This is a genomic window from Candidatus Babeliaceae bacterium (genome assembly GCA_041660765.1).
Lineage (GTDB): Bacteria > Babelota > Babeliae > Babelales > Babelaceae > JBAZVR01.
The window spans coordinates 1-21215 of record JBAZVR010000003.1; the positions used below are offsets into that span (position 1 = coordinate 1).

The following is a 21215-nucleotide window of genomic DNA, read 5'->3' on the forward strand; positions in this document are numbered from 1 at the left end:
GCTCGTAAAATCAGCGGGAGAATTTGTAGCCGAAGCCCGCACTGTTAAACATATTCTTGCTCACCCCAATAAAGCCTTAGCGCAAGAGATTATAGAAACTACTGCCGAGCTTATTAATAAACCAGCGCGTGTTGTATCAGAAGTTATTGCAACGGCACAGCAGGATGTTAAATTTCTTGAGAGGGCCAGAGAAACTGGCGCAAGTGTTGGTAAAGAACTTGTTAAACTTGCTCCCGAAATAGAAGCAAAAACTATCACTTCAACTGGTTCAATTAAAAATGTTGCTCATCTATCAAAGATCAGCGAATTTCACAATGGAGCAGCTGAGTTAACTAAGAAATATGGCCCAAAAATTTTGGAAGATGCTCAGCAGGCTTTAAGAGTTAGTGAAACAAAAATAATAAATAATGATGTTCCTCAGATGTTGAATAAATTAGAAAAACTTTCGCAAGATATAAAATATATTGTGGAAAGTAAGTCGCACAGAGTTAATTTCATATATGATGCGGCTCAAGAAGGCAAAGTTACTGTCAATTCAGTTCAAGAAGCCTTAACGGGCTGTGCCGCAGAAGATTTAGGAATTTGTACTAAATTAACAAGAGCTATAGAACGAGAATATGATTTTATAGACAGTTTTGGTAATAAATGGGATGTCAAAATATTTGCCCCACATCTGTCTTTAAAAAACAAAAAAAACTTTGATTATGCTAGTTTTATACTTGATATTAAAGATGAAATCTTGAAAGGAGAAAAAATTTTGCTGAACGTTACAGATACTAATGATGCTTATATTATCATTTTAAGAGAACATATGAACAATTTATTATCTAAAGAAAATATTCAGCAAATATATTTTGTAAATTACAAACTACTAGATAATAGTATTTAAATAAGGACCAGTCATGTCAATGAGTATATATATTCAAAACAAGAAGCCGTTTAAATGCACCTCGGGATTATTTGAAAGTTTAACGTACACTTTAGAAGAAATTAGCGAAGAACAGGCAATTAATGATCCGGAAATTAATCATTTTTTATCAGAAATGAAATTTACCACTGAAACAATGTACCCAATATTCGATGTATCCGAGAGCCTTAAAACGGCTAAAGGAGTTGCCATAGTAATCAATTTATTAGAAAAAGCAAAAGCTAAAATGAATTGTGATCTGACAAGGATTGGACAGGAAATTTTATTTGATTTTCATAATGGTCTTATGGAGTATTACCAAGAACTAGAATTAAAAGAAAAAGCTTAAGATGATGTCTTGTGCAATAGAATTAAAAAAGAGAAGATCATTTCGAAAATCGACCAGCCTTCCGTGATCAAGTTAAAGCAACAACAAAGTTCCTTACTGAATGCGTTTTGCTCGAGGGAATCGGTGGTGCGCTCGTAAAATCAGCGGGAGAATTTGTAGCCGAAGCCCGCACTGTTAAACATATTCTTGCTCACCCCAATAAAGCCTTAGCGCAAGAGATTATAGAAACTACTGCCGAGCTTATTAATAAACCAGCGGGTCTTGTATCAGAAGTTATTGCAACGGCACAGCAAGATGTTAAATTTCTTGAGAAGGCCAGAGAAGCTGGAACAAGTGTTGGTAAAGAATTTGTTAAATTGGTCGAAGAAAAAATTTCTAAGAGCCCGAATTCTTTAAGTGATATAAATAAAACCTGTGAGGCTATTTTAAAAAATGGATATTATGAAGTAAATGGTTTTAAATTCAGCGAATATTATTATAATCGCTTATGGGAAAAAGGCAGAAAAGCTCCATCATTAGTTGCTCAAGCTATATTAGATAATCCTAAAATTATTATTTCTGATAAAAAACCAGGATTTTTTAGATATGAGATTGATGGATGGGAAATGATTTATAATCCCACTACCAAGGAAGTTTGGCATGTTCAGCAAATTAAATAATTATAGGATTCTATGAAAAATATAATGCTTCTATTGCAAAAAATTAATGATAAATCTAGTAATAACCAGATAGTTTTTCAGAAACAATTATTCGATGAAATAAATTATTTGATTTTTAGAATTAAAATTTCAGAAAATATATCCGAAGCGACAATATATTTTGATTTATTAGATAAAATTCAATTAAATTTATCAATTTTATTATATAAAGAACACGTATTGCTCATAGATGAATTAAAACAATTCGTCATAAATTTTGATACATTATGCGATATTAATGAGCGTCTAAAAATATTTACTAAAATTAAGCGTGATCAATATATTTGCGACATACAAGCTTCTGTAATATTATCAAAATTTTTGTGGTCTCTTAAAAATGAATTGGTTCAAGTTAATAAAATAACACCGTTGCTTCCATTATTATCACAAGAGATCGATAATTTATTTTTAAAAATAAAAAATTGTAATAATAAGAAAGACGCAGATATTTATTTTGATCAATTACAAAAAATCCAAGACAATTTAGCTGAGTTATTGTTTGTATATGACGCAAAATTATCATCTGATTTAGTAAAATTCATTAGCGATTGTGATCGTTTAGATGATCCATGGTTAAGAGAATATTTATTTAATTTTGTGAAACAAAACTAGTTCTTTTAATTGATCAACAAGGCTTGTATCAGAAGTTATTGCAACGGCACAGCAAGATGTTAAATTTCTTGAGAGGGCCAGAGAAACTGGAACAAGTGTTGGTAAAGAAATCTCAAAACTTATTCCCGAACCACTGCCAGTATTTTCAGGATTTATTGAAAAAATAAATGCGATCAAAATTGCAACTCCTCAAAAAGCAGCCGAATTAATTCCTTATGTTTCCCCTGAAGCCATTAGTTTGGAACGCCTCGAGCATATGGTCGATCGTTTTCATTCGATAAAAGGTTTCTGCGGTGAAAAGGATGCTGTCTTGGAAAGAATTATTAAAGTTGGTAGTTTATTAAAAAATGAAAGAGAAATTGAAAAAATGGAAAAATTTACTTCACGAATTACTTCTTCAAAGGGAACAACTTTTGAAGTTGAAGCAGCGATAGCATTAGAAGATAAATTCGATATGAAAATCACGGAATTTGGTTCAAAATACTATCAAAAAGGAGTAATCCCTAGTAAAAGAATTGATCCTTTGGATTTTGATTTGGCCACTTGCGATACTTTGATAGAATGTAAATACAGAAATTTTTACCATGATGCCATAGATCCTGATAAATTGGATACTTTAATGCGATCAATTGTAAGACATAAGATAACAGCGGAAGAAGTTGCAGGTAAAAAATTTCTTTTTGTTTCAGGAAAAGCTTTACCCGAACCATTAAAGGATGCATTAAAAAATAACAACGTAGATTTTTTAGAAATATTATTAGAGTTGTAAGGTAAGAATATGCATAGAAGTAATAAAATCACTCAAATATTAATTAGATTTGAAAATAAATTTAATAAAAAAACTATCGCTACTTTTTTTTCAAATATATCACTTATTCTCGATGAAATTGAATATTTTTTCTCAGAGCAAAAAAACAATTTTACCGCTGAAGAATTTATAGCCAATACGTTATCTGAAACTTCAAGAGAGATACGGCTTATGTGGGGTGAAACTGGTGTTGACTTAGGTTTTTATCATGGAACAAATGATGAATTTAGTCTTTTTATAAGTAGATTTGCCAATTATCTAGAAGCTAATGTTGGGTGCCCGGCGGGAGAAAGCATGTTAGATGTCGGCCAGTACTTAACCATATTATGTGGTCTATGTGAGGATTTAGTTATTAAATACATTGAAGTGGAAGAAGATATAGAGAACGATTTTAAATTGCTGCCAAAACCAATTCCAAATACATTGGCAGCATCATTAGGCTGTACTTATTCTGACGATGGCAAAACTTTTTATGATTACCTCAAGATAATAGCAAATAATTTGTTTAATTCTGGAAATGCTCATTTTAAAAACGTAGAGCATATTGAAACTAATCAAATTATAGAGGCGGTGCAAAAAGAAGATTTTGCATTCGATTGTTCCTGGCAGGGATATGATGTAAATATTCATTTGATGAAATTTTATGTAATTATTACACCGATCAATAATATAAAATATAAAACTATTGAACGCGCTCAAGTGATTGATTCAGCGTTTTATACACGATTGTTTGTAGAGGCTTGCAAGGGTATTGGCATCAGAGAATTTAAAACTTATTTTAATAGACCAGATTAGATGAGTATAATGACCCCTATAAACTGGACACGTGCAATTGGAGAAAAAGGTAGGGTAATGATGCGAAAACAACATCATTACTTTGGGGAAATTTATATGGCAAGAATCTATAAAAGACACGGAAGTTTATTTAAAGCAAAAGTAGCATTAGAAGCTCTAAAAGAGAAAAAAAAAGTTGCTGAATTATGCCAAGAATATAGCGTGGCTTCAAGCCAAATATTTGCATGGAAAAAGCAATTGGAAGAAAGTTGTGAAATGCAATCTCATTTTACCAATATTTTTTATGCAGTTATGCTTTCATTGATCTTTCCTGTATTTATTTTTCGCTAACTCATGGAGATTAATTTTATGGTACATCTTTTATTATATGTTTTATGCATGTTTTCTTTTCACAAAAGTCTTGAATGTGATGATGATTATAAATATGTTGAAAAATTTTTTCGAAAAATCGCAGAGCGGAAAAGGTTGGGATTAGATGTAATTGATCCAGTACGACCGCTTAATTTTATACCAGGACAGATACCTGAAAATGAATATACAAGGTTTTATCGCGAAAAAAATAAAATGATATTTCTATCATTATCTGAATGTAACAGTTTTTTAACAAAGCTTATTGATAGAAAAAAGTGTATAGAGAAAGATAAACTTTATTATGCGCAAGAGCATCAAAAGAATAAAGAAGTACTTGCAGAAATTGAACAAATATTACAGACGTATTTAGCAAGAATTGTTAATTTTTTTGACTCTTGGTCATTTAAATCCTCTTGGTGTGAAGCATTACGAGCAAAGAAAAATCAGGCTAAAGAAATTTATTTCGATACAAGAGCTTCGTATAAAGCAAAAAAGAGGGAGCTTAAAATTATTGAAGAAGCGATAGTTTATTGCAGAGATTTAATTAAGCAGCGTGAGCAGGAGAATTTTTGCACTTTTGCGCAGAGAATATATAAGGGTGAAAAGAATGTAGAACTTACGGAAGATGCAAAAAACTCTCCGCTTATTCAAGCTGTTCAACAACACGTTCAAGAATGTGGAACCGTGCATACAGCGACATTTTCCTTAAACGAGAAAACATATGCGGCTCTTAAAAATTTTAGTGTTCAAGTTCCAAAAATTCGTGAAATACAATATGAAGGAAATCGTGGGCAACTATATGTTTATGGCGAGCTTGTAGATTCTCTCAATAAAATTGGGGATATTCCTAATACTCTCCTGAGCACTCGGCAGCTACTAAAACAAGCGGTTCTGTTTAATGATTCTGGAAGAACCTTAGTTTGTGAACATAGATTAGATCAAGCGCTTTCAGCAAAATTAGCATGCGATGCCTTAATAGATTATGTAAAAACTATTGAGGATTTAGGATTAAAAGAAACGATCGAAGAAAATACACTTGTATTGGTTATGCCGAGTGATATAAGTTATCCTTGCGCAACAGGTCTACTCTATGCTCTGGCACATCCTGAAGAGGCCTATGATTATATAAAAAATATATTTGATAGGTTTTGTTTTGCTGAAAACCACTATAACGCTGAAGTGCAAAAAGATGCGGAATATACGACACAAGCTCTTGGTCGCACTGCTGTTATGGGCGATGAATATATGCAAATAATTAATACTTATCGCGAGAAAAATAAACTTGCATTTCAATCATTAAGTGAATGCAAAGAGTCTTTAGGCAAACTTGAAAGGCGAAAAAAGCAAGTTGAGCGAGAACTAAAAAACTGTTGCCAAGAAATACAGACATGTAAAGATACCGCCAATCAAAAAGCACTACATGCAGCAGAAATATCTAAAAAAGAAAAACTTAGCGAGTATAAAGTTATTAAAGAAACAATAGTCAACTGTAAGTATATTATTAGCCAGCGAGAGCAGGAAAGTTTTGGCGATATTGCCCAGAGAATCTATAAAGGAGAGCAGAATGTAGAACTTTCGAAAGATGCAAAAAACTCCGCGCTTATTCGATCTGTGCAACAACACATTCAAGAATTCGGAGCCCTTCATAAAGAGGTATTTTCTTTAAACGATCAAACATATAATGTTCTTGAAAATTTAGGCGCCAAAGTTCCAGAAACCTGTTTAATAGAGTTTGAGGGTAACCGGGTTCAATTACATGTTTATGGCGAGCTGATAAACTCGCTCAATAACATGGGGTCTGTTAATCTTGCGCGGCTAGAAGTTCAACAGTTGTTAAAACAAGCAGTTATAATTAATAATAACGCCAGAAAATTAGTAGGCGAACATAAATTAAATCAAGCACTTTCAGCCAAACTAGTATGTGATGCATTAGTAAATTATGCAAAAACTGTTGGTGATTTAGGCATTGCCATTGAAGAAGAAATATTTAAGGATATCTTGAAGTATTTAGTAGGCGCAACGACATATCCTGAAGAAACATTAACATACATAAAAACTAAATTAAATCAGGCAACCTTGGCAGCAAGTAGTTATATCACCGAAAAATATAAAGAAGCAGAATAAAGGGCAATATTGTTTTCGGACCTATTTCTGCGGATGATAAATATAACTATTAATATGTTGAATAACATGATAAGGCATATGTTTTGCTAGTTTTCTTAGCTCATGAACAGGATCGCTTGGTTTTAAAGGCTTAGTATTAAGATAACCAGTTAATATTCCATCATCATTCTTTACGATATTGATTTGACGTGTATCGATAAACTTTCTCTCAAGCCTAAGCTTAGAAATGTATCTATATAATTCAGCAGATTCTTTTGCTTTTTGTTCTTTTATATTTTTTCCAAATAAATTCCATATAAAACTGAATCCCGGGACTGGTTGAAGGCAAGCATAATTTATAGAACCGCAAGGTGCTTCATGGATTTTGTTTTTTTTAAGATAATTTTTATGCATATTTTGGCCAAGAGGATTTCCAAGCAAATTTAACTCTTGAAGATTAGTTAGTTTTGTCAGTTCATAGGGTAATTGTTCAATATTATTGCCTGCAAGATTAAGCGATCTTAGCTTAAATTCACCAATATAATGAGGAATTTTACTGATATTATTGTTACTCAAATTAAGAACCTTGATATTGTTGGCGCTTGGCAATCTACGGTTCTTCCGCCACCAGACGGCACTATTGTAAGATTCTTTAGCTTGATATATGGCATAATATGCTGCCACAATACCGATACCAATACCTATCATGCCAAGTCCCCATTTTAATCTAGTATAATATTGAGCATCATCTAAATAATATTCTGCCAATGGATTATAAGAGCTCATGCGCAATGAAGAAGTATTCATAAAGTCCCTGAGCTCTTTGGAATGCACAGCTAATTTTTCATAGGTCGCAATTTTATCTCCAGCAAGGCCAACATAATAATTAGATGTATTTGAAGCCCTTCGACTAAGCCAATAAAAAAATGCTGAAACTCCTGATGAACAGACATAAGACTTTTCTTGGCAAGCTTCTAGAAATTTTTTTGTAGCCAAAATTAATCTACTTTTTAATGATAGGCTCTTAATATACGCTTCATGATATGTTGTCGGAAATTGTTCAAGATTATTATTACTTAAATCAATTTTTTTTATTGAGGAAAAAGCATCGACCCTTAAAGTTACTTTTTTTAAGCAATTATTTTTTAGATTCAAGTAGCTGATATTATAGCTTGCGCATACAATAACCTCTTTAAGCTCGTTATTGCTCAGATCGATGCTAAAATCATATTTATTAGCTCTGTAGCGAGGGGCTATTTTCAAAAACCCATTCAATTTTTTACCATATTTTTGAGATAATGTATCAGCTGAAAGGTCAATTTTATTAATAAAAACACCATTTTCATCTTGTACTACGGTAATACATTCTTCTGGAATAGTATCGCCAAATAATTTTGCAAAAGAAATCGTTTGTACTGTGTGATCCATCGCAATAAGGGATAGACAGCTGAATAAGAGAGGATAAATGATAAATTTTTTCATGTGATGCGCATTTTTTAAATAAAATTACATTCCGCTCAGTATAATTAAATTTTATAAATATATATCGTGTATATTTGAGCATCTAGATCACACATCAAGCAACTGGATATTAAACAACAAAAGAATTATGATAACGAAAAAAAATCTTATTTTTGTCTACGTTATTGCTGGCTTAATGCTGCACAATAGCAATACGACAGCGACGGCGGAAAAAATATTCACAAAGAAAAATATAAAGATCGCTGACTCTATTTTCTTAGGAACAGGACTATTATTTGTAGTCCAGCATTCATATTTTGCTCGAAGAGATAAATATATTAGCCCGTTGGCTGGGTATCATCATCTACCATTTGGCTCAGTATTAACTCTGAGAACAGTCATGCTTGCTTTAAATAAGTTTAAAGATGCATATGATTTACTCAGGCAAGGAAAGTTGACCGAAGAACCAAAAAAAGAAAGTGATCTTGATAAAGCAGTTGGTATAGGTGATGCAATCTTAACAAGTGGCTTATTGACGGCTTTTGGAGCAACGCTTTTTGATTATTATATTGACAGATTAGACTCTAATGATGGACGCAAGTATTTTGAATTAGCTTTAGCTATACGATGTTTAATCGAGGCAGGAATCATAGCCAACGGTATTAATGCTGAGGCTACGCCCTAGCCTCAGCATGATTTTTGCTAAGCGCTATAATCTTCTTTCTTTCAGTTATTTTCCAGTTTTCTGGCCAGCAATAGATAATGGGCAACTTTACGGTAGGTTCGTTATCAATAAAGTAGCGATTGAGGTGGCTTTCATCATGCCATACAGCAATATAATTACGCGCTAAATCTGTATCTACATTGTGTATAACGGTCTCTAAGAGCTTAAAAAATTCTTGGCGGCGGCCACCGTAAAATCCGCCAGCAAAATAATGTGTGCCCTCTTTATCGCTGACATATGCTTGTGAAATATTATCGCATTCATACGGGCCTCTGTGATGACGATATCCTGGATGTATGGTAGCAACGAGCGGGCTCAAAATTTCATCATTAATGCTGTCGGCGAATTGCATATCAGCGTCTATTGCAAAAATATAATCAAATGGCTCCAATAAGTCTCTTGCGCGATAATAAGTATGAAAGCGCATGAGGGTATCTTGTGGCCATCCTAGTCTTTTTTGGTAAACGGTGACTATATCATCTTTTTTATTTTTTAAGATACCATCAGTGAATACAAAATATGTAACGTGATGCTTTCTACAAAAAAAACTGCGCGCAGAGCTTATCAAATTTTCTGCAAACTCTATATATTTCCCTGTTGCCATAATGCATAAAGCTATTTTTTGTGGTGGTTTATCAGGTTGTCGAGCAGCATAGTTGTGCGATGTATGCGCTGTAAAAAAAATAGCAGCGCATAATAAAAAAAAATTATGGTTATTTTCCATGTTATTATGCCTATTTTTTTGATATCTGTTTAAAGAGTGGTCGCTTGGCAAATTGCTGCGTTACCTCATTGTCAAGTCTTTGATAGCGGCTTTTTGCTCTAATAATGCCCGCAAGATAGCTTTGTAAAGGCGCATTAACTTTAAAATCATTAATTTCATTTTCACAGTTATATACATACAAAATATCATCAATAAATGCATGCCGTTCGCCGGCCATTTCGATCATGGGGTACATGATAGCCTGATCCCACGTCATTTCAAAAAAATTCCCATTAAAGAGTAAGTCTTTTCGGTCTATTTTTTTGAAAAGCCAGGCATAAAAAGTACGTAGGTGCGATGGCAAATGAACGTAGCGCCGAAACATATTGCTTTTTACAAATTTTTGAGGGAACGGTGTGCAAAATCCACGATTACCACTTGGATATTCTTGAAATTGGCCATATGTTAAAAAAACATTATAGCGTGAATAAATAGCGTTAAGCTTTTCTAGAACATGATTATCGTATAGCCAATCATCCCCATCTACGAGTACAACAACTGACCGGTCATCGGCATAGGTATGTATCGCGTCATAAATATTTTTGAGTGCCAAAAAACGAGCATCATTTCTTTTTACTATAATTTTGTTGTGTAAGTTATGAGTAGCTACATATTCTTCTATCAAATCTCCTGTTCCATCATCCTGCGCAATTTCACCATCAACGATAACGCACATGGTCCAATTGGTGTAGGTTTGCGATGCTATTTTTTCTATATTTTTGATGCAGTAACGTTGATTGTGATAGGTCGGTACGACTATCAAAAAATGAATATTGTCTCGCGCATATTTTTTGGTAACCTCGGCATTCACTAGTAACGAGCTGACGAGAAGTAAGCATACAGAGAGTATTTTTTTCATAAGCGCCTTTTAGTTTATATCTATAAGTGGTTTATATCTTTTTTTACCGAGAATTATTTTTACTGTTTTTGGAATGCTTGAATAATGGAGATTGTAATCATTTCTTTCATGATGCCGATAGGCATATAAAATGTCCGGTATAAAACGCATATGTTTACCGGATGCCATTTCTAGCATTGGCATAAATGCGACATCCCATGCAACCTTAAAAAATTTTCCATCATGTTGTAAGTCTTTTTTATGTATTTTTTTAAAAAGCCACGCGTAAAAAGTAATGGGATGTGATGCTATCCATGGATAAGATCTAAAATTATTGGTGCGTATAATTTTTTGAGGAAATTCATGGCAATGGCCTGGTGTATTATCTGGATAATTAATGTATTGACCATAGGTAAACCACGTGTCATGCTCACCTCTTTCACTATATTCTTGAGCTATTCTTTCGAGTGCCGTATCGGTATAAAAAAAATCATCGCCATCATATAAAACGATCACCCAATTATCGTGGGCATGTCGATGAATAGCATGATAAATATTGTATAAAGCGCCACGTCTCTTATGGTTGCGATGAATGATAACTTTGTCGTTTAATGCATGATCATTAATATATTTTTCTACAATATCGCCGGTCCCATCATCGTCTTTTTGATTTCCATCAACAACAATAATTGCTGTCCAGTCTTGATACGTTTGGCTGGCCAATGTTTCGATATTTTCGAGGCAATATTCTTTATTGTGGTAGGTAGGTATAACGACAAAAAAATGTAGTCGCGATGGGGTTGGATGGGCTATGATATGCGTAACAAAAAAAAGAATCATTAAACTTATGCGCTTCATTATTATTCCTTTACAAAAGCATCTTTACTTAACCAACTCCCTGCCCAATGATGTATAGCATATGATTCTGGTTTGATCCAAGATTTTTTATCACGAGTATTTTGATTATACCCGCATGGATAAAAAAAGGTTGGGGGAAAAGCGCAAATTTTTCCTGGAGATTGTAATGCGCGTGCACAAAAAACACGCGTTGCGTATAAGGGGCCCGTTTTTGCAATAATTTGTTGTATGTGTTTTTGTTGTGGTAAATATTCTATTAATGCCCGAATAAGAGCATGGCCTGGAGCGCAGGCTATAAGGCCCGTACCAAGTTGTAGCATGTTTGTATCAAGTGGCTGAATCCCAATATAAAAATCATAGTAACTAAAAATATCGCACGACTGTAAACATTCAAAGTCCGTGTCTACATATAAACCTCCATACATATTTAAAATTTCGTACCGTGCTATATCGGACTTTTCTCCATAGTTGCATGCCGCTTCATACATTTCTCTGTTAAACATGGGTAGATCTTTTAAAGATTCTTCGGTCCATAATATATACTCCCAATCTGGATGGTGATGTATCCAGCTGTGTTGCCAGGCACGGTATTTTTCGGGGAATGAGCTGCCGAGCCATATTTGATGAATTTTTTTAGGGATTTTGATGACAGAATTTTTTTTAATAGATGCAAGATTATTTTGCTCATATAATTTTTGAAAAATGGGTAACGCATAGCGACTCCATTGATCATTAAGGTGATTTTTGTATTTTTTTACTTGAAGTGATGTGTCAAAGTTAACCGGTTTTTTATAGTGAGTTATATAATAAACAAGTGCACCGAGTGCAATACAAAGGCATATCAGACTAAATATGTTTTTCATATTCACAGTAGCGTGTAAAGAGAGCATGTTGTGTTTGATACCACGAAATGGTTTTTTGTAAGCCTTCTAATAATGTTGTATGAGCGTGCCATCCTAAGGCTTTCATGCGCTCTACATCAAGTACTTTGTGTCCTACGCCTTCTGGTTGATTGGTATCAAAAAAAAGTCTGCCGTTGTAGCCAATTATATCGGCTATAGCGTATGCGAGCATCATAATAGTGTGTCCATGGCCTGTGCCAATATTAATGATGTGGGCATAATCTTGGTATTCACGCATAAGAAATAATGCCGCTTGTGCAAGGTCGTCTACATATAAAAATTCGCGAACAGCTTGGCCGCTTCCCCATATATCAACACAGGGATATCCTTCTTGATCTGCCTGAGATATCTTTGCAATAAGCGCTGGAATAACATGCCCATTGTGTACATCAAATGTATCATGTATACCGTATAGATTGGTTGGCATGCACGTAATAAATTTGGTGCCATATTGCCTATTATAGGCATGACATAGTTTTATACCGGCTATTTTGGCAAGCGCATATGGCTCATTGGTTTGTTCTAGTAACCCAGTCATTAAATATTCTTCTGAGATCGGTTGTGGACAGTTGCGCGGATAAATGCATGATGATCCAAAAAAAAGTAATTTTTTAACGTTATGTGTATATGCTGCGTGAATAACGTGCGTTGCGATGGCTATGTTATCATAAATAAAATCGGCAGGCCGTTCTATATTTGCTTTTATGCCACCAACACGAGCTGCGGCTAAAAAAACATATTCAGGTTTTTCTGTGGCAAAAAAATCTTCTACGTCTTGTTGTCGTCGTAAATCTAATTCTTCTTGGGTTTTTACTACTAAATTATTAAAATTTTGAGCTGTTAATAATCGATACAGTGCTGAGCCGACAAGTCCCTGATGCCCCGCAATATAAATTTTCGAACTGTGCTCCATACTCTCTCTTATGTTACGGTGAATTAAATATGCCTACTTTTGCACGCGTTCGGTGATTAGTCAAGATAAACAAATCATGCTGTCTTTCGATACAAAATTTCTTCGAAATTTCACTCAAGACGAGCGAGTCTCGCTCATGGTGAGTGTCGACGTAGTCGGTGTATCGAACCATAGCGAGCTACTATCTCAAGCTTTTTGCTAACGCGCGTAAATCAGCTTCCAGCCTATACAAGTTTGTTGTTAATAATGTGGTTTGTAATTGTTGTGCAAATTCGTCAAGATTAACATCAAGTAAAGATTCTCCAGGCAGTTGTGCAAAGGTGCCATTACCTCGATTTTTAGCTATATAGCTTTGTAGGGCAACATTATACGCTGGCGTTGTTGCAAAGTTTTGTAATGATCCAGCAGCCGGAATCTGATCAAGATCGGTCCATGTCTTTGTGTAAAATTTATCGTTATATGTAAAGTATATCCCATTGCATAACGTGCCCTTTTGTAGTGGGTCTTCTAGGCGATTAAAAATATATACATCAGTCAGCAGTATGGGCTTATTTGCTGGTTGTCCTGGTAGATTAATATTATTAAGAGCTGTTATTTTTTTAATAAAAAATATTTTTTGAGTTGATAGGGCTTTTAAGGTAAAAAATGCATCAAAGATACTTGAAAAACTAAATTCTGGTGCCTGAATTTCGGCAATTTCATGTACTGCATTACCGATAATCATAGAAATAAAAGCAGGTGGATTTTTAAAAGCTTTGTCAGAGGTATCAGGGTTGAGTGTTAGTTTGATAGGGAATTTGATAAGGGGCGCATAGAGCATAAGCGCTTGTGGGTATATTTTTTCTTTTGTCCGTGCAAAAAAAGTTGATATATCAAGAGACTTTGTCCCTCGCGCGCGCGCAAGCGTTTTGCCTATAGAAACTATTTTACCTGGTATATCAATAATATTCGTCCATTCAATGCCGGGTAATTTGATTGAGGGAATATTGGTAAACAGAGTTATATTTGTTTTATTTGGTATTATTTTATCTTCGAAAGGATTTACGTATTGAGTAATTTCTAAAAAATTATAGGGCGGTCCAACTTTGAATGCATTAAAAAATTGAGGAAGTTTGAGTGTTTGTTCTGTAATAGTTTTATTGTTTTCTATTATGCGTAGTCTCTTGACGGTGACTTTCGCATCAGTTGTCGCTGCGGATGCTATGGTATATGAGTAGGTTTTTTGTAAGAAGCTTTGTTCATTTCCAGATTTATATAGAGCTGCAAGATTTTCTCCACCGGAATAGCAGGACGTAAACATAAAAAATTTGGTGTGAATTTTTTTGTCTAAAAAATCAAGAAATGTTTGCATATCTTTTATAGTTAACCCAGCAATTATTGTGTATATGGGGCTAGCCGACGTTTTTGTAAGTTTATCAAGAGGTCCATACAGTTGTTCAAATTTATTATAAAATTGTTGAATCATACCATTTATTGCGAGTACATCCGCTTTTTGTTTTACAGCGTCTGTGATTGATGCCGCTTTGGCAGGGTAATTTTGTTTTAAAAAATTACGTATTGCACTATCAACGTCATTATAAGCGCTTACCGTTTGGCTGCCATGACCGGCCATAAAAAATACCCATTCTGGTATGTTATTTTCTTGTTTGTTTTTGTAATATTCAGCATTGGGAATAAAAACAGCCTGCTCTATAATAATTTTTTGTATGAATTCCTGAGAAAGCACTTGTGGGTTGTTTTGAGCCGCATATGTCGCTGGATTATTGATGCGATTGGGCTCTACGCTTATTAGACTATTTATTTTGAGTCCGAGTGCTAATTCTATATCTGTTTTTACGGTAAGTTGCAGCAAATTGCTGGGGATTAAGAGATATAGTTTTTCGCTTATTTTTTTTACTATCCAATTTTGAGGTTTGATATGTGCGGCAATATTTTTTAGTACATGCGATGAGGCGATAATTGGTGCTGTTTGCTGATTTAATGCCTCAAAGAGATATGCTGATACAAATTGTGCGAAGGGTTCTGCCGAAAACCCCTCGCTTGCGTCCAAAAATATAGTCATGCCGCGGATGTTGGCTTCGTCGGCCTGGATATGGCTTATTAAAAATATGCAGGCAAAAATAAATATTTTTTTCATTGAGTATTTGCCCTTAACTTAAACTTTTTACTAATGCGCGTAAATCGGCTTCCAGGTTATGTAATGTTGGTGTTAATAATTTTTCGAACTGTTCTTTAAACGCCGCGGGGCCGGTGTCAAAGATCGACGCACTCGTTTCTGGTGGAAATATTGTCGCATCTCTATATAGTTCAATATGTTTTTTCCATGGGTCTACGTATGGATCAGCTGTTTTCTCAAAATGTTGCAACTGTCGTGCCGTGCTGATAGGTGGGGTTCCATTATCCCATAAACTTTTATACGTTTGGTTATTGTAGGTAAAATAGATGCCGCTGCCAAAATCCTTATCAGGGGTGCCCGTGTAATTAAACATAACGACATTGTGTAATGTTATATTATTATCTGTTGGCTGTGATCCTGGCCAATTATTAATATCATTTGTGATAGTGATTGTTTCAACCATACATATTTTTGATGATGCTAGTTCTCTTATTTTGAAGAATGCTTCTACTATTTGAGAAAAGGTAAAATCTGGAGCATCTATTCCTGTTATTTTATGCACGGCGTTGCCCGGAAGCATAGAGATAAAAGCCGGTGCGTTTCTAAATCCAGATTCATCTGGATTTAAAGATAATTTGAGCGTGAATGGTATGCGTTGGGTAGAAAGTAAGATGGCTTCTGGATACACGAGTTGCTTATTTTTTATTTTTTTTGAAAAATATTTTGATACATCCAAAACTTTTTCTGAGTAGGTTGATGCTAATATTTTGGTTATTTCTATTATTTTCCCCGGTATTTCTATAATATTTGACCACTCCAGCCCTGGATATTTGATATTGGGTATATTGCTGAACTCATTCTTGGTGTATTTATGAATGTTATGCTCAAAAGGGTTGATATATTTTATGATCTCTAAGAAATTTATTGGAGGTTCATTTTTTAATGTATTAAAAAAATTTTTGAAGCCCAGGAATGATCCTAAAATAGTTTTTCGTGCTTTTGTAAGTTCTTCTACATAATCCGGTTTAGAATAAAAAAATGGCGGCAAAAAAGTCACCATGGGCAAACTTGCTGTTTGGTTATCTGAAGTTGCAATCGAAGCAATAGTAAAAGGGTATGTTTTTTGTAATGATGGTTGGTTTAGATTTTTATATACTTCTGCAAGATTTTGACCTCCACCATAGCATGTATCAAATACAAGAAATTTTGTATCTGTTTTTGAATGTAAAAAATCAAAAAATTCGCTGAGTTGTTCAATGGAAAGTCCAGCTACAATTGTCTTTGTGCGGGTTTTAACGGGCGTTGCTTCTCCTCCATGACCGCTCATGTAGAAAGCCCAGCGTTGTGGTGGATATTGTAAGGTTGTTGTTGGCGGTTTCGATTGGTCTATAGCTTCGAAATATTGTGCATTGGCAGGAACTCTTTTATATTCATTTTTCGTGACAAATACGCGGTTTTTTTTGATAATATTTTCTATAAAATCTTGTGCTAACTTTTTTGCAGTATAATCGGATCTATGTTGTGTGAATGATAATATATTTTCTATTGGATCTAGGTGATCAATTTTGAGACCAAGTGTTAATTCAGTAGGTGAAATATCATATTCTGAAGAGGTATCATCAGGCACGAGTTTATATTTTTTTGGAATAAGTAAACGTATAGGGGTATTGTCAGTAGGCGTGGGTACATAGTTTTTTGGAATAAGTAAATATAAAAAGTCACTTATTTTTCTGCATATCCATTCAGTAGGCTCAAATGACACTAAATAACTATTAAAAAATGGCTTAAGTTGTCGATAATAATTTTGGGAAGGATGCGCTTTCACCAATTCATCGATTGTTGTGAGAATATCGGGACTATTTTTGAGCTTATTTTGTGTGTCCTCAAGCACATGAGCTATTTGTGTCATGTATTCTTTAATTTTTCCACGTGTGCCCGGATTTTTGAATGGCTCGAGCTCGCTGTATTTATCGGCAAGCTCTTGATCGCTTTTATGAGAAAAATCAGTAAATATTTCTTTATGGATAATAAAATTTTTAAAAAGTGACGATGAGACAATAATGGGTGCAGCTTTTTGATCAATTGCGGGGAGAAGCGTTTGTGATAAAGCTCCAAAAGAGTCTGATAAGCCGCCTAATATATCTGATTCAAGTTTTTCTTCGGTATCTAATAGTATTATTACGCCGCGGGTGGTAAAGGGGTCTGCAAGTATAGTATTTGTAATTGAGAAAAGAGTGAGCAAAATAACTATTTTTTTCATAAAACTCCAAGTATTTTTTGTATATTTTTTACTGGGTCCCCATTAAAGAGGGCGGAGCCGAGAGCGATGTTAGTTGCACCGTTATTAATCACGGTTGCTATATTGCTGAGATTTATGCCGCCGTCCATACTTATGGTAAATGTGTATTTTTCTGCGTCTTGTATTTTTTTGAGTTCTTTAAGTTTATCAAGCGTATGCGGTATAAAAGATTGTCCAGAAAAGCCAGGTCTTACTGACATGATCAAGATATCATCGACGAGAGAAAAATATGGTTCTAGGGCTTCTAGGGGCGTTTCTGGGTTGATGGCAACACTTGCACGCCAGCCTTTATTTTTAATAGTGGCGATGATTTCCGGTGATGATATTGCTTCAAGATGAACAGAAAGAATATCTCTCGTTGTTAACTCAAGAACACTCATATATTTTTGTGGGTCATCGACCATCAGGTGAACCCAAATGTTGTGAGATGTTGCCTGTCTGATTGCATTGATTACAGCAGGGCCCCACGTGAGATTTTGAACGAAGTGAAAATCCATGACATCAAGGTGAAACCCGCTACAGTAAGGCTCGAGCGACGTTATTGTTGCCTGTAGTTTGAGTGGTGGAGCGGATATCAGTGATGGATATATGTGTGCCATGATGTTATGATACGTAAAGATAATAAGTTTTGTCAACGGCTCAAAAAAGCATGTACGTAATTTTGAAAAAATATGAGTCTTCTAATGTAACTATTGAACTCTTTTTTCTTTGAGATATACTTATTTTGTGGGACAAATTTAACAATAAACAATGCTGTAATGTTACGAGGAGAACTATGAATTACAAAATTCGTCCATTATTTGATCGCGTTCTTATAGAGCTCGTCGAAAATAATGAAGAAGTGACCATTGGTGGCATCATTATACCAGATGCTGCAAAGGAAAAGCCTCGCTTAGGTAAGGTTTTGGCCGTTGGAATGGGTAAGTTTTCAGCAGAAGGCAAGGTTATACCTATGCAAGTTAAAACCGGCGACTGTGTGTTTTTTGGTAAATACTCTGGAACAGAAGCGGGCAAAGATCAGTTGATTATTCGTGAAGATGAAATTCTCGGTATTGTTGAATAAATTAATAGTAGATTGTAAGAAATTTTAAGGAGTGAACATGGCAGGGAAAAAGATACTATTTGGCGCTGATGCGCGTCAAAAACTTGCAAATGGCGTTGATATACTAGCAAATGCAGTTAAAGTGACTCTCGGGCCCAACGGCCGTAATGCTGCTCTTTCAAAAGCATTCGGATCGCCCACTATCACAAAAGATGGCGTTTCTGTAGCTAAAGAAATTGAACTTGCTGACAATTTAGAAAATATGGGCGCCCAGATGGTGCGTGAAGTTGCAAGTAAAACAGCAGATGTTGCTGGCGACGGAACGACCACGGCAACGGTGCTTGCTCAGGCATTATTTCATGAAGGTAATAAATATGTTACCGCGGGCGCAAAGCCTACTGATTTAAAACGCGGTATGGACAAAGCGGTTGCCGCTGTAGTTGAAGATGTTAAAGCCCGTTCTAAAAAAGTAAGTAGCAAAAAAGAAATTGAGCAAGTTGCTACTATTTCTGCAAATTCAGACACCGTTATTGGTGGCCAAATCGCTGAAGCTATGGACCGTGTTGGCCGTGATGGTGTCATCACTGTTGAAGAAGCCAAGGGCATGGAAAGCGAATTGGATGTTGTAGAGGGAATGCAGTTTGATCGTGGTTATTTGTCTCCTTATTTCACGACCGATTCTGAAAAAATGGAAGCTGTCTTGCATGATGCAGTAATTCTTGTCTTTGAAAAGAAAATTTCTACCATGAAAAGCCTTCTTCCTGTGCTTGAACAGGTTGCTAAGGCTGGTAAGCCATTCTTAATTATCGCAGAAGATGTTGAGGGTGAAGCGCTTGCGACATTGGTAGTTAATAGATTACGCGGAACACTTCAGGTTGTGGCTGTTAAAGCGCCTGGTTTTGGCGACCGTCGTAAAGCAATGTTGGAAGATATTGCTATTTTAACGGGCGGAAAATTGGTATCAGAAGATCTTGGTATTAAATTAGAAAGCCTCACATTGGCTGATCTTGGTAGAGCAAAAAAGATTGTTGTCACAAAAGAAACGTGTACGATAATCGAAGGTTTTGGTTCTGAACAAGCTATTAAAGGCCGCATTCTCCAAATTAAGGCTCAGATTGAAAATACAACGTCTGATTATGACAAAGAAAAGCTTCAAGAGCGTCTTGCAAAACTTTCTGGCGGTGTAGCTGTCATTAAGGTTGGTGCTTTCACTGAAACAGAAATGAAGGAAAGAAAAGATCGTATTGAAGATGCATTGCATGCAACGCGCGCAGCCGTTGAAGAAGGTATTGTTCCAGGCGGTGGTGTTGCCTTATTGCGCGCACAAGAAGCGGTTAGAAAACTTGTCCTTGAAGGTGATGAAAAGCTCGGCGCACAAATTGTTATTAGGGCGCTAGAAGAACCGATGAGAATTATTATTTCTAATGCTGGGTATGAATCGTCAGTTATTGTTAATCAAGTTCGTGCTCAATCCGGTAACTATGGATTTGATGCTAAAAATGGTGAATTTGTTGATATGATTGATGCTGGTATTATTGATCCTGCAAAAGTAGTGCGTTTTGCATTGCAAAATGCTGTTTCAATTGCCGGGCTTTTGCTGACAACAGAAGTATTGGTCGTAGATATTCCAGAAGAAAAGAAGGAAGCTGCGCATCCAGGCCACGGTCGTGGTATGGGTGGTATGCCAGAAATGTATTAATTAAAAAATACATTAAAATATATTATAGTGTTAAAACAGGGGTGGCTATCGGGCCGCTCCTGTTTTTTAAGAAAAATTGTACAATGCGTAACCGAAATAATAGAAAATATGGAAAACCAGACAATGCATTTTCAAGATACCTATATTGCTGCTGATAAAAATAAAATTGATCCTTTGTCTGACGGCATTAGTTCTATAGAGCTTGTGCGGGTTTCTGGATCAGATATTGATATTGTAAATGCGGCACGTGTTTCTTATGGCAAGGTAAGTACAGAAATTACTCCGCGTGATGCTGCGCTTATTAAATTTTTAATCGAGCATGATCATACGAGTCCCTTTGAGCATAATCAGCTTTCTTTTAGGATAAAAGCTCCGCTATACGTTGTTCGTCAATGGATGCGCCATCGAATGAATTCGTACAATGAAATCAGCTATAGATACGTTAAGGCCCCGCTCGAGTTTTATGTCCCGCCATTTTGGAGAATTCAAGATACTAAAAATAAGCAGAGTTCAAGCGGTCAGTTATCTGATCCCAAGCTTTATGAGGCATTTAATGCTACGCTAGAGCATATGAAAAACACATATGAACAGCTTTTGGATGCAGGTGTTGGGCGTGAGCAAGCGCGAGGTATTTTGCCATTGTGTACGTATACAGAGTTTATTTTTACCTGTAATTTGCATTCGCTTATGCATTTTATACGTCTGCGAACCCATGAAGGTGCCCAATTTGAAATAAGAGTCTATGCCCATGCATTGCTTAAGATAGCGGAAGAACATTTTCCATTTTCTATGGCTGCATTTAGAGAAAAATGCAAAATTGTTGATATGCAGCCGGTAGAAGAACGTCATGCAGCAGCATTTACTGACTTACTTGTTTCTAAAAATTAAAATTGATAAATGCGCCTTGATAATACAATAAAATTAATTGGTTTTCCGTTGACTTTTTTAACGAATATGGCATATTAATAGCTGTATTA

21 protein-coding genes are annotated in these 21215 nt (G+C 35.3%); 12 read left to right on the top strand and 9 right to left on the bottom strand.

The annotated features are described in order from the left end of the window. The 8 genes from WC707_05785 to WC707_05820 form a co-directional block, all read left to right on the top strand. Positions 1-889: hypothetical protein (locus WC707_05785; protein ID MFA6066663.1), on the top strand; the 889-nt coding region annotated here is incomplete at its 5' end. A 13-nt stretch (positions 890-902) separates the two neighbouring features. Further along, positions 903-1256, top strand: a complete 354-nt coding sequence (locus WC707_05790; protein ID MFA6066664.1) for a hypothetical protein — start codon at positions 903-905, stop codon at positions 1254-1256. Between the two features lie 107 nt (positions 1257-1363). Further along, on the top strand, positions 1364-1915 hold the full coding sequence (locus WC707_05795; protein ID MFA6066665.1) for a hypothetical protein: 552 nt from the start codon (positions 1364-1366) through the stop codon (positions 1913-1915). Between the two features lie 12 nt (positions 1916-1927). After that, positions 1928-2566 (top strand): hypothetical protein, encoded by a 639-nt coding sequence (locus WC707_05800; GenBank protein MFA6066666.1) that lies wholly within the window; start codon positions 1928-1930, stop codon positions 2564-2566. A gap of 256 nt (positions 2567-2822) precedes the next feature. Further along, entirely contained in the window at positions 2823-3335 is a 513-nt protein-coding gene (locus tag WC707_05805; protein ID MFA6066667.1) for a hypothetical protein, read from the top strand. 9 nt (positions 3336-3344) lie between these two features. Continuing rightward, on the top strand, positions 3345-4169 hold the full coding sequence (locus WC707_05810) for a hypothetical protein (protein MFA6066668.1): 825 nt from the start codon (positions 3345-3347) through the stop codon (positions 4167-4169). 96 nt (positions 4170-4265) lie between these two features. After that, positions 4266-4499, top strand: coding sequence for a transposase (locus WC707_05815; protein ID MFA6066669.1), 234 nt, complete (start codon positions 4266-4268; stop codon positions 4497-4499). Between the two features lie 18 nt (positions 4500-4517). Then, positions 4518-6644: a hypothetical protein gene (locus WC707_05820; GenBank protein MFA6066670.1), complete on the top strand. Its 2127-nt coding sequence runs from the start codon at positions 4518-4520 to the stop codon at positions 6642-6644. A 21-nt stretch (positions 6645-6665) separates the two neighbouring features. Here the strand turns inward: WC707_05820 and WC707_05825 are convergent, their stop codons facing one another. Next, on the bottom strand, positions 6666-8105 hold the full coding sequence (locus WC707_05825) for a leucine-rich repeat domain-containing protein (protein ID MFA6066671.1): 1440 nt from the start codon (positions 8103-8105) through the stop codon (positions 6666-6668). 127 nt (positions 8106-8232) lie between these two features. Between WC707_05825 and WC707_05830 the strand changes: the two genes are divergently transcribed. Continuing rightward, the gene (locus WC707_05830) at positions 8233-8769 is read left to right on the top strand and encodes a hypothetical protein (GenBank protein ID MFA6066672.1); all 537 of its coding nucleotides are present in this window, start codon (positions 8233-8235) and stop codon (positions 8767-8769) included. Here WC707_05830 and WC707_05835 read toward each other — a convergent pair. The 8 genes from WC707_05835 to WC707_05870 form a co-directional block, all read right to left on the bottom strand. Continuing rightward, positions 8759-9532 carry a hypothetical protein gene (locus tag WC707_05835; protein ID MFA6066673.1) on the bottom strand — a complete coding sequence of 258 codons (774 nt, stop codon included), beginning with the start codon at positions 9530-9532 and terminating at the stop codon, positions 8759-8761. The two genes, WC707_05830 and WC707_05835, sit on opposite strands and share 11 nt — an antisense overlap. A 10-nt stretch (positions 9533-9542) precedes the next feature. Beyond that, positions 9543-10430 (bottom strand): glycosyltransferase family A protein, encoded by an 888-nt coding sequence (locus tag WC707_05840; GenBank protein MFA6066674.1) that lies wholly within the window; start codon positions 10428-10430, stop codon positions 9543-9545. A 9-nt stretch (positions 10431-10439) separates the two neighbouring features. Continuing rightward, positions 10440-11267, bottom strand: coding sequence for a glycosyltransferase family 2 protein (locus tag WC707_05845; protein ID MFA6066675.1), 828 nt, complete (start codon positions 11265-11267; stop codon positions 10440-10442). 2 nt (positions 11268-11269) lie between these two features. Next, entirely contained in the window at positions 11270-12130 is an 861-nt protein-coding gene (locus WC707_05850; GenBank protein ID MFA6066676.1) for a glycosyltransferase, read from the bottom strand. Then, on the bottom strand, positions 12114-13082 hold the full coding sequence (locus WC707_05855; protein ID MFA6066677.1) for a GDP-L-fucose synthase: 969 nt from the start codon (positions 13080-13082) through the stop codon (positions 12114-12116). Before WC707_05855 ends, WC707_05850 begins: the two co-directional genes overlap by 17 nt. A gap of 181 nt (positions 13083-13263) precedes the next feature. Beyond that, entirely contained in the window at positions 13264-15219 is a 1956-nt protein-coding gene (locus WC707_05860; protein MFA6066678.1) for a hypothetical protein, read from the bottom strand. A gap of 13 nt (positions 15220-15232) precedes the next feature. Beyond that, on the bottom strand, positions 15233-17458 hold the full coding sequence (locus WC707_05865) for a hypothetical protein (GenBank protein MFA6066679.1): 2226 nt from the start codon (positions 17456-17458) through the stop codon (positions 15233-15235). Continuing rightward, the gene (locus tag WC707_05870; protein ID MFA6066680.1) at positions 17455-18096 is read right to left on the bottom strand and encodes a ribulose-phosphate 3-epimerase; all 642 of its coding nucleotides are present in this window, start codon (positions 18094-18096) and stop codon (positions 17455-17457) included. Before WC707_05870 ends, WC707_05865 begins: the two co-directional genes overlap by 4 nt. Before the next feature lie 176 nt (positions 18097-18272). On the opposite strand from WC707_05870, the gene WC707_05875 reads away from it, so the two are divergent. The 3 genes from WC707_05875 (at position 18273) to thyX (ending at position 21126) form a co-directional block, all read left to right on the top strand. Next, positions 18273-18560: a co-chaperone GroES gene (locus WC707_05875; protein MFA6066681.1), complete on the top strand. Its 288-nt coding sequence runs from the start codon at positions 18273-18275 to the stop codon at positions 18558-18560. 37 nt (positions 18561-18597) lie between these two features. Beyond that, positions 18598-20238, top strand: a complete 1641-nt coding sequence (groL, locus tag WC707_05880) for a chaperonin GroEL (protein ID MFA6066682.1) — start codon at positions 18598-18600, stop codon at positions 20236-20238. 108 nt (positions 20239-20346) lie between these two features. Next, on the top strand, positions 20347-21126 hold the full coding sequence (gene thyX / locus WC707_05885; protein ID MFA6066683.1) for an FAD-dependent thymidylate synthase: 780 nt from the start codon (positions 20347-20349) through the stop codon (positions 21124-21126). Positions 21127-21215: the final 89 nt, after the last annotated feature.

Excerpts from the sequence above, each read along its gene's own strand:
- WC707_05820 (MFA6066670.1), top strand. The coding sequence starts at position 4,518 with ATGGTACATCTTTTATTATATGTTTTATGCATGTTTTCTTTTCACAAA.
- WC707_05875 (MFA6066681.1), top strand. The coding sequence starts at position 18,273 with ATGAATTACAAAATTCGTCCATTATTTGATCGCGTTCTTATAGAGCTC.
- WC707_05870 (MFA6066680.1), bottom strand. The coding sequence starts at position 18,096 with ATGGCACACATATATCCATCACTGATATCCGCTCCACCACTCAAACTA.
- WC707_05855 (MFA6066677.1), bottom strand. The coding sequence starts at position 13,082 with ATGGAGCACAGTTCGAAAATTTATATTGCGGGGCATCAGGGACTTGTC.
- WC707_05800 (MFA6066666.1), top strand. The coding sequence starts at position 1,928 with ATGAAAAATATAATGCTTCTATTGCAAAAAATTAATGATAAATCTAGT.
- WC707_05840 (MFA6066674.1), bottom strand. The coding sequence starts at position 10,430 with ATGAAAAAAATACTCTCTGTATGCTTACTTCTCGTCAGCTCGTTACTA.
- WC707_05830 (MFA6066672.1), top strand. The coding sequence starts at position 8,233 with ATGATAACGAAAAAAAATCTTATTTTTGTCTACGTTATTGCTGGCTTA.
- WC707_05790 (MFA6066664.1), top strand. The coding sequence starts at position 903 with ATGTCAATGAGTATATATATTCAAAACAAGAAGCCGTTTAAATGCACC.
- groL (MFA6066682.1), top strand. The coding sequence starts at position 18,598 with ATGGCAGGGAAAAAGATACTATTTGGCGCTGATGCGCGTCAAAAACTT.
- WC707_05850 (MFA6066676.1), bottom strand. The coding sequence starts at position 12,130 with ATGAAAAACATATTTAGTCTGATATGCCTTTGTATTGCACTCGGTGCA.
- WC707_05835 (MFA6066673.1), bottom strand. The coding sequence starts at position 9,532 with ATGGAAAATAACCATAATTTTTTTTTATTATGCGCTGCTATTTTTTTT.
- WC707_05845 (MFA6066675.1), bottom strand. The coding sequence starts at position 11,267 with ATGAAGCGCATAAGTTTAATGATTCTTTTTTTTGTTACGCATATCATA.
- WC707_05805 (MFA6066667.1), top strand. The coding sequence starts at position 2,823 with ATGGTCGATCGTTTTCATTCGATAAAAGGTTTCTGCGGTGAAAAGGAT.
- WC707_05860 (MFA6066678.1), bottom strand. The coding sequence starts at position 15,219 with ATGAAAAAAATATTTATTTTTGCCTGCATATTTTTAATAAGCCATATC.
- WC707_05810 (MFA6066668.1), top strand. The coding sequence starts at position 3,345 with ATGCATAGAAGTAATAAAATCACTCAAATATTAATTAGATTTGAAAAT.
- WC707_05815 (MFA6066669.1), top strand. The coding sequence starts at position 4,266 with ATGGCAAGAATCTATAAAAGACACGGAAGTTTATTTAAAGCAAAAGTA.
- WC707_05865 (MFA6066679.1), bottom strand. The coding sequence starts at position 17,458 with ATGAAAAAAATAGTTATTTTGCTCACTCTTTTCTCAATTACAAATACT.
- WC707_05825 (MFA6066671.1), bottom strand. The coding sequence starts at position 8,105 with ATGAAAAAATTTATCATTTATCCTCTCTTATTCAGCTGTCTATCCCTT.
- thyX (MFA6066683.1), top strand. The coding sequence starts at position 20,347 with ATGGAAAACCAGACAATGCATTTTCAAGATACCTATATTGCTGCTGAT.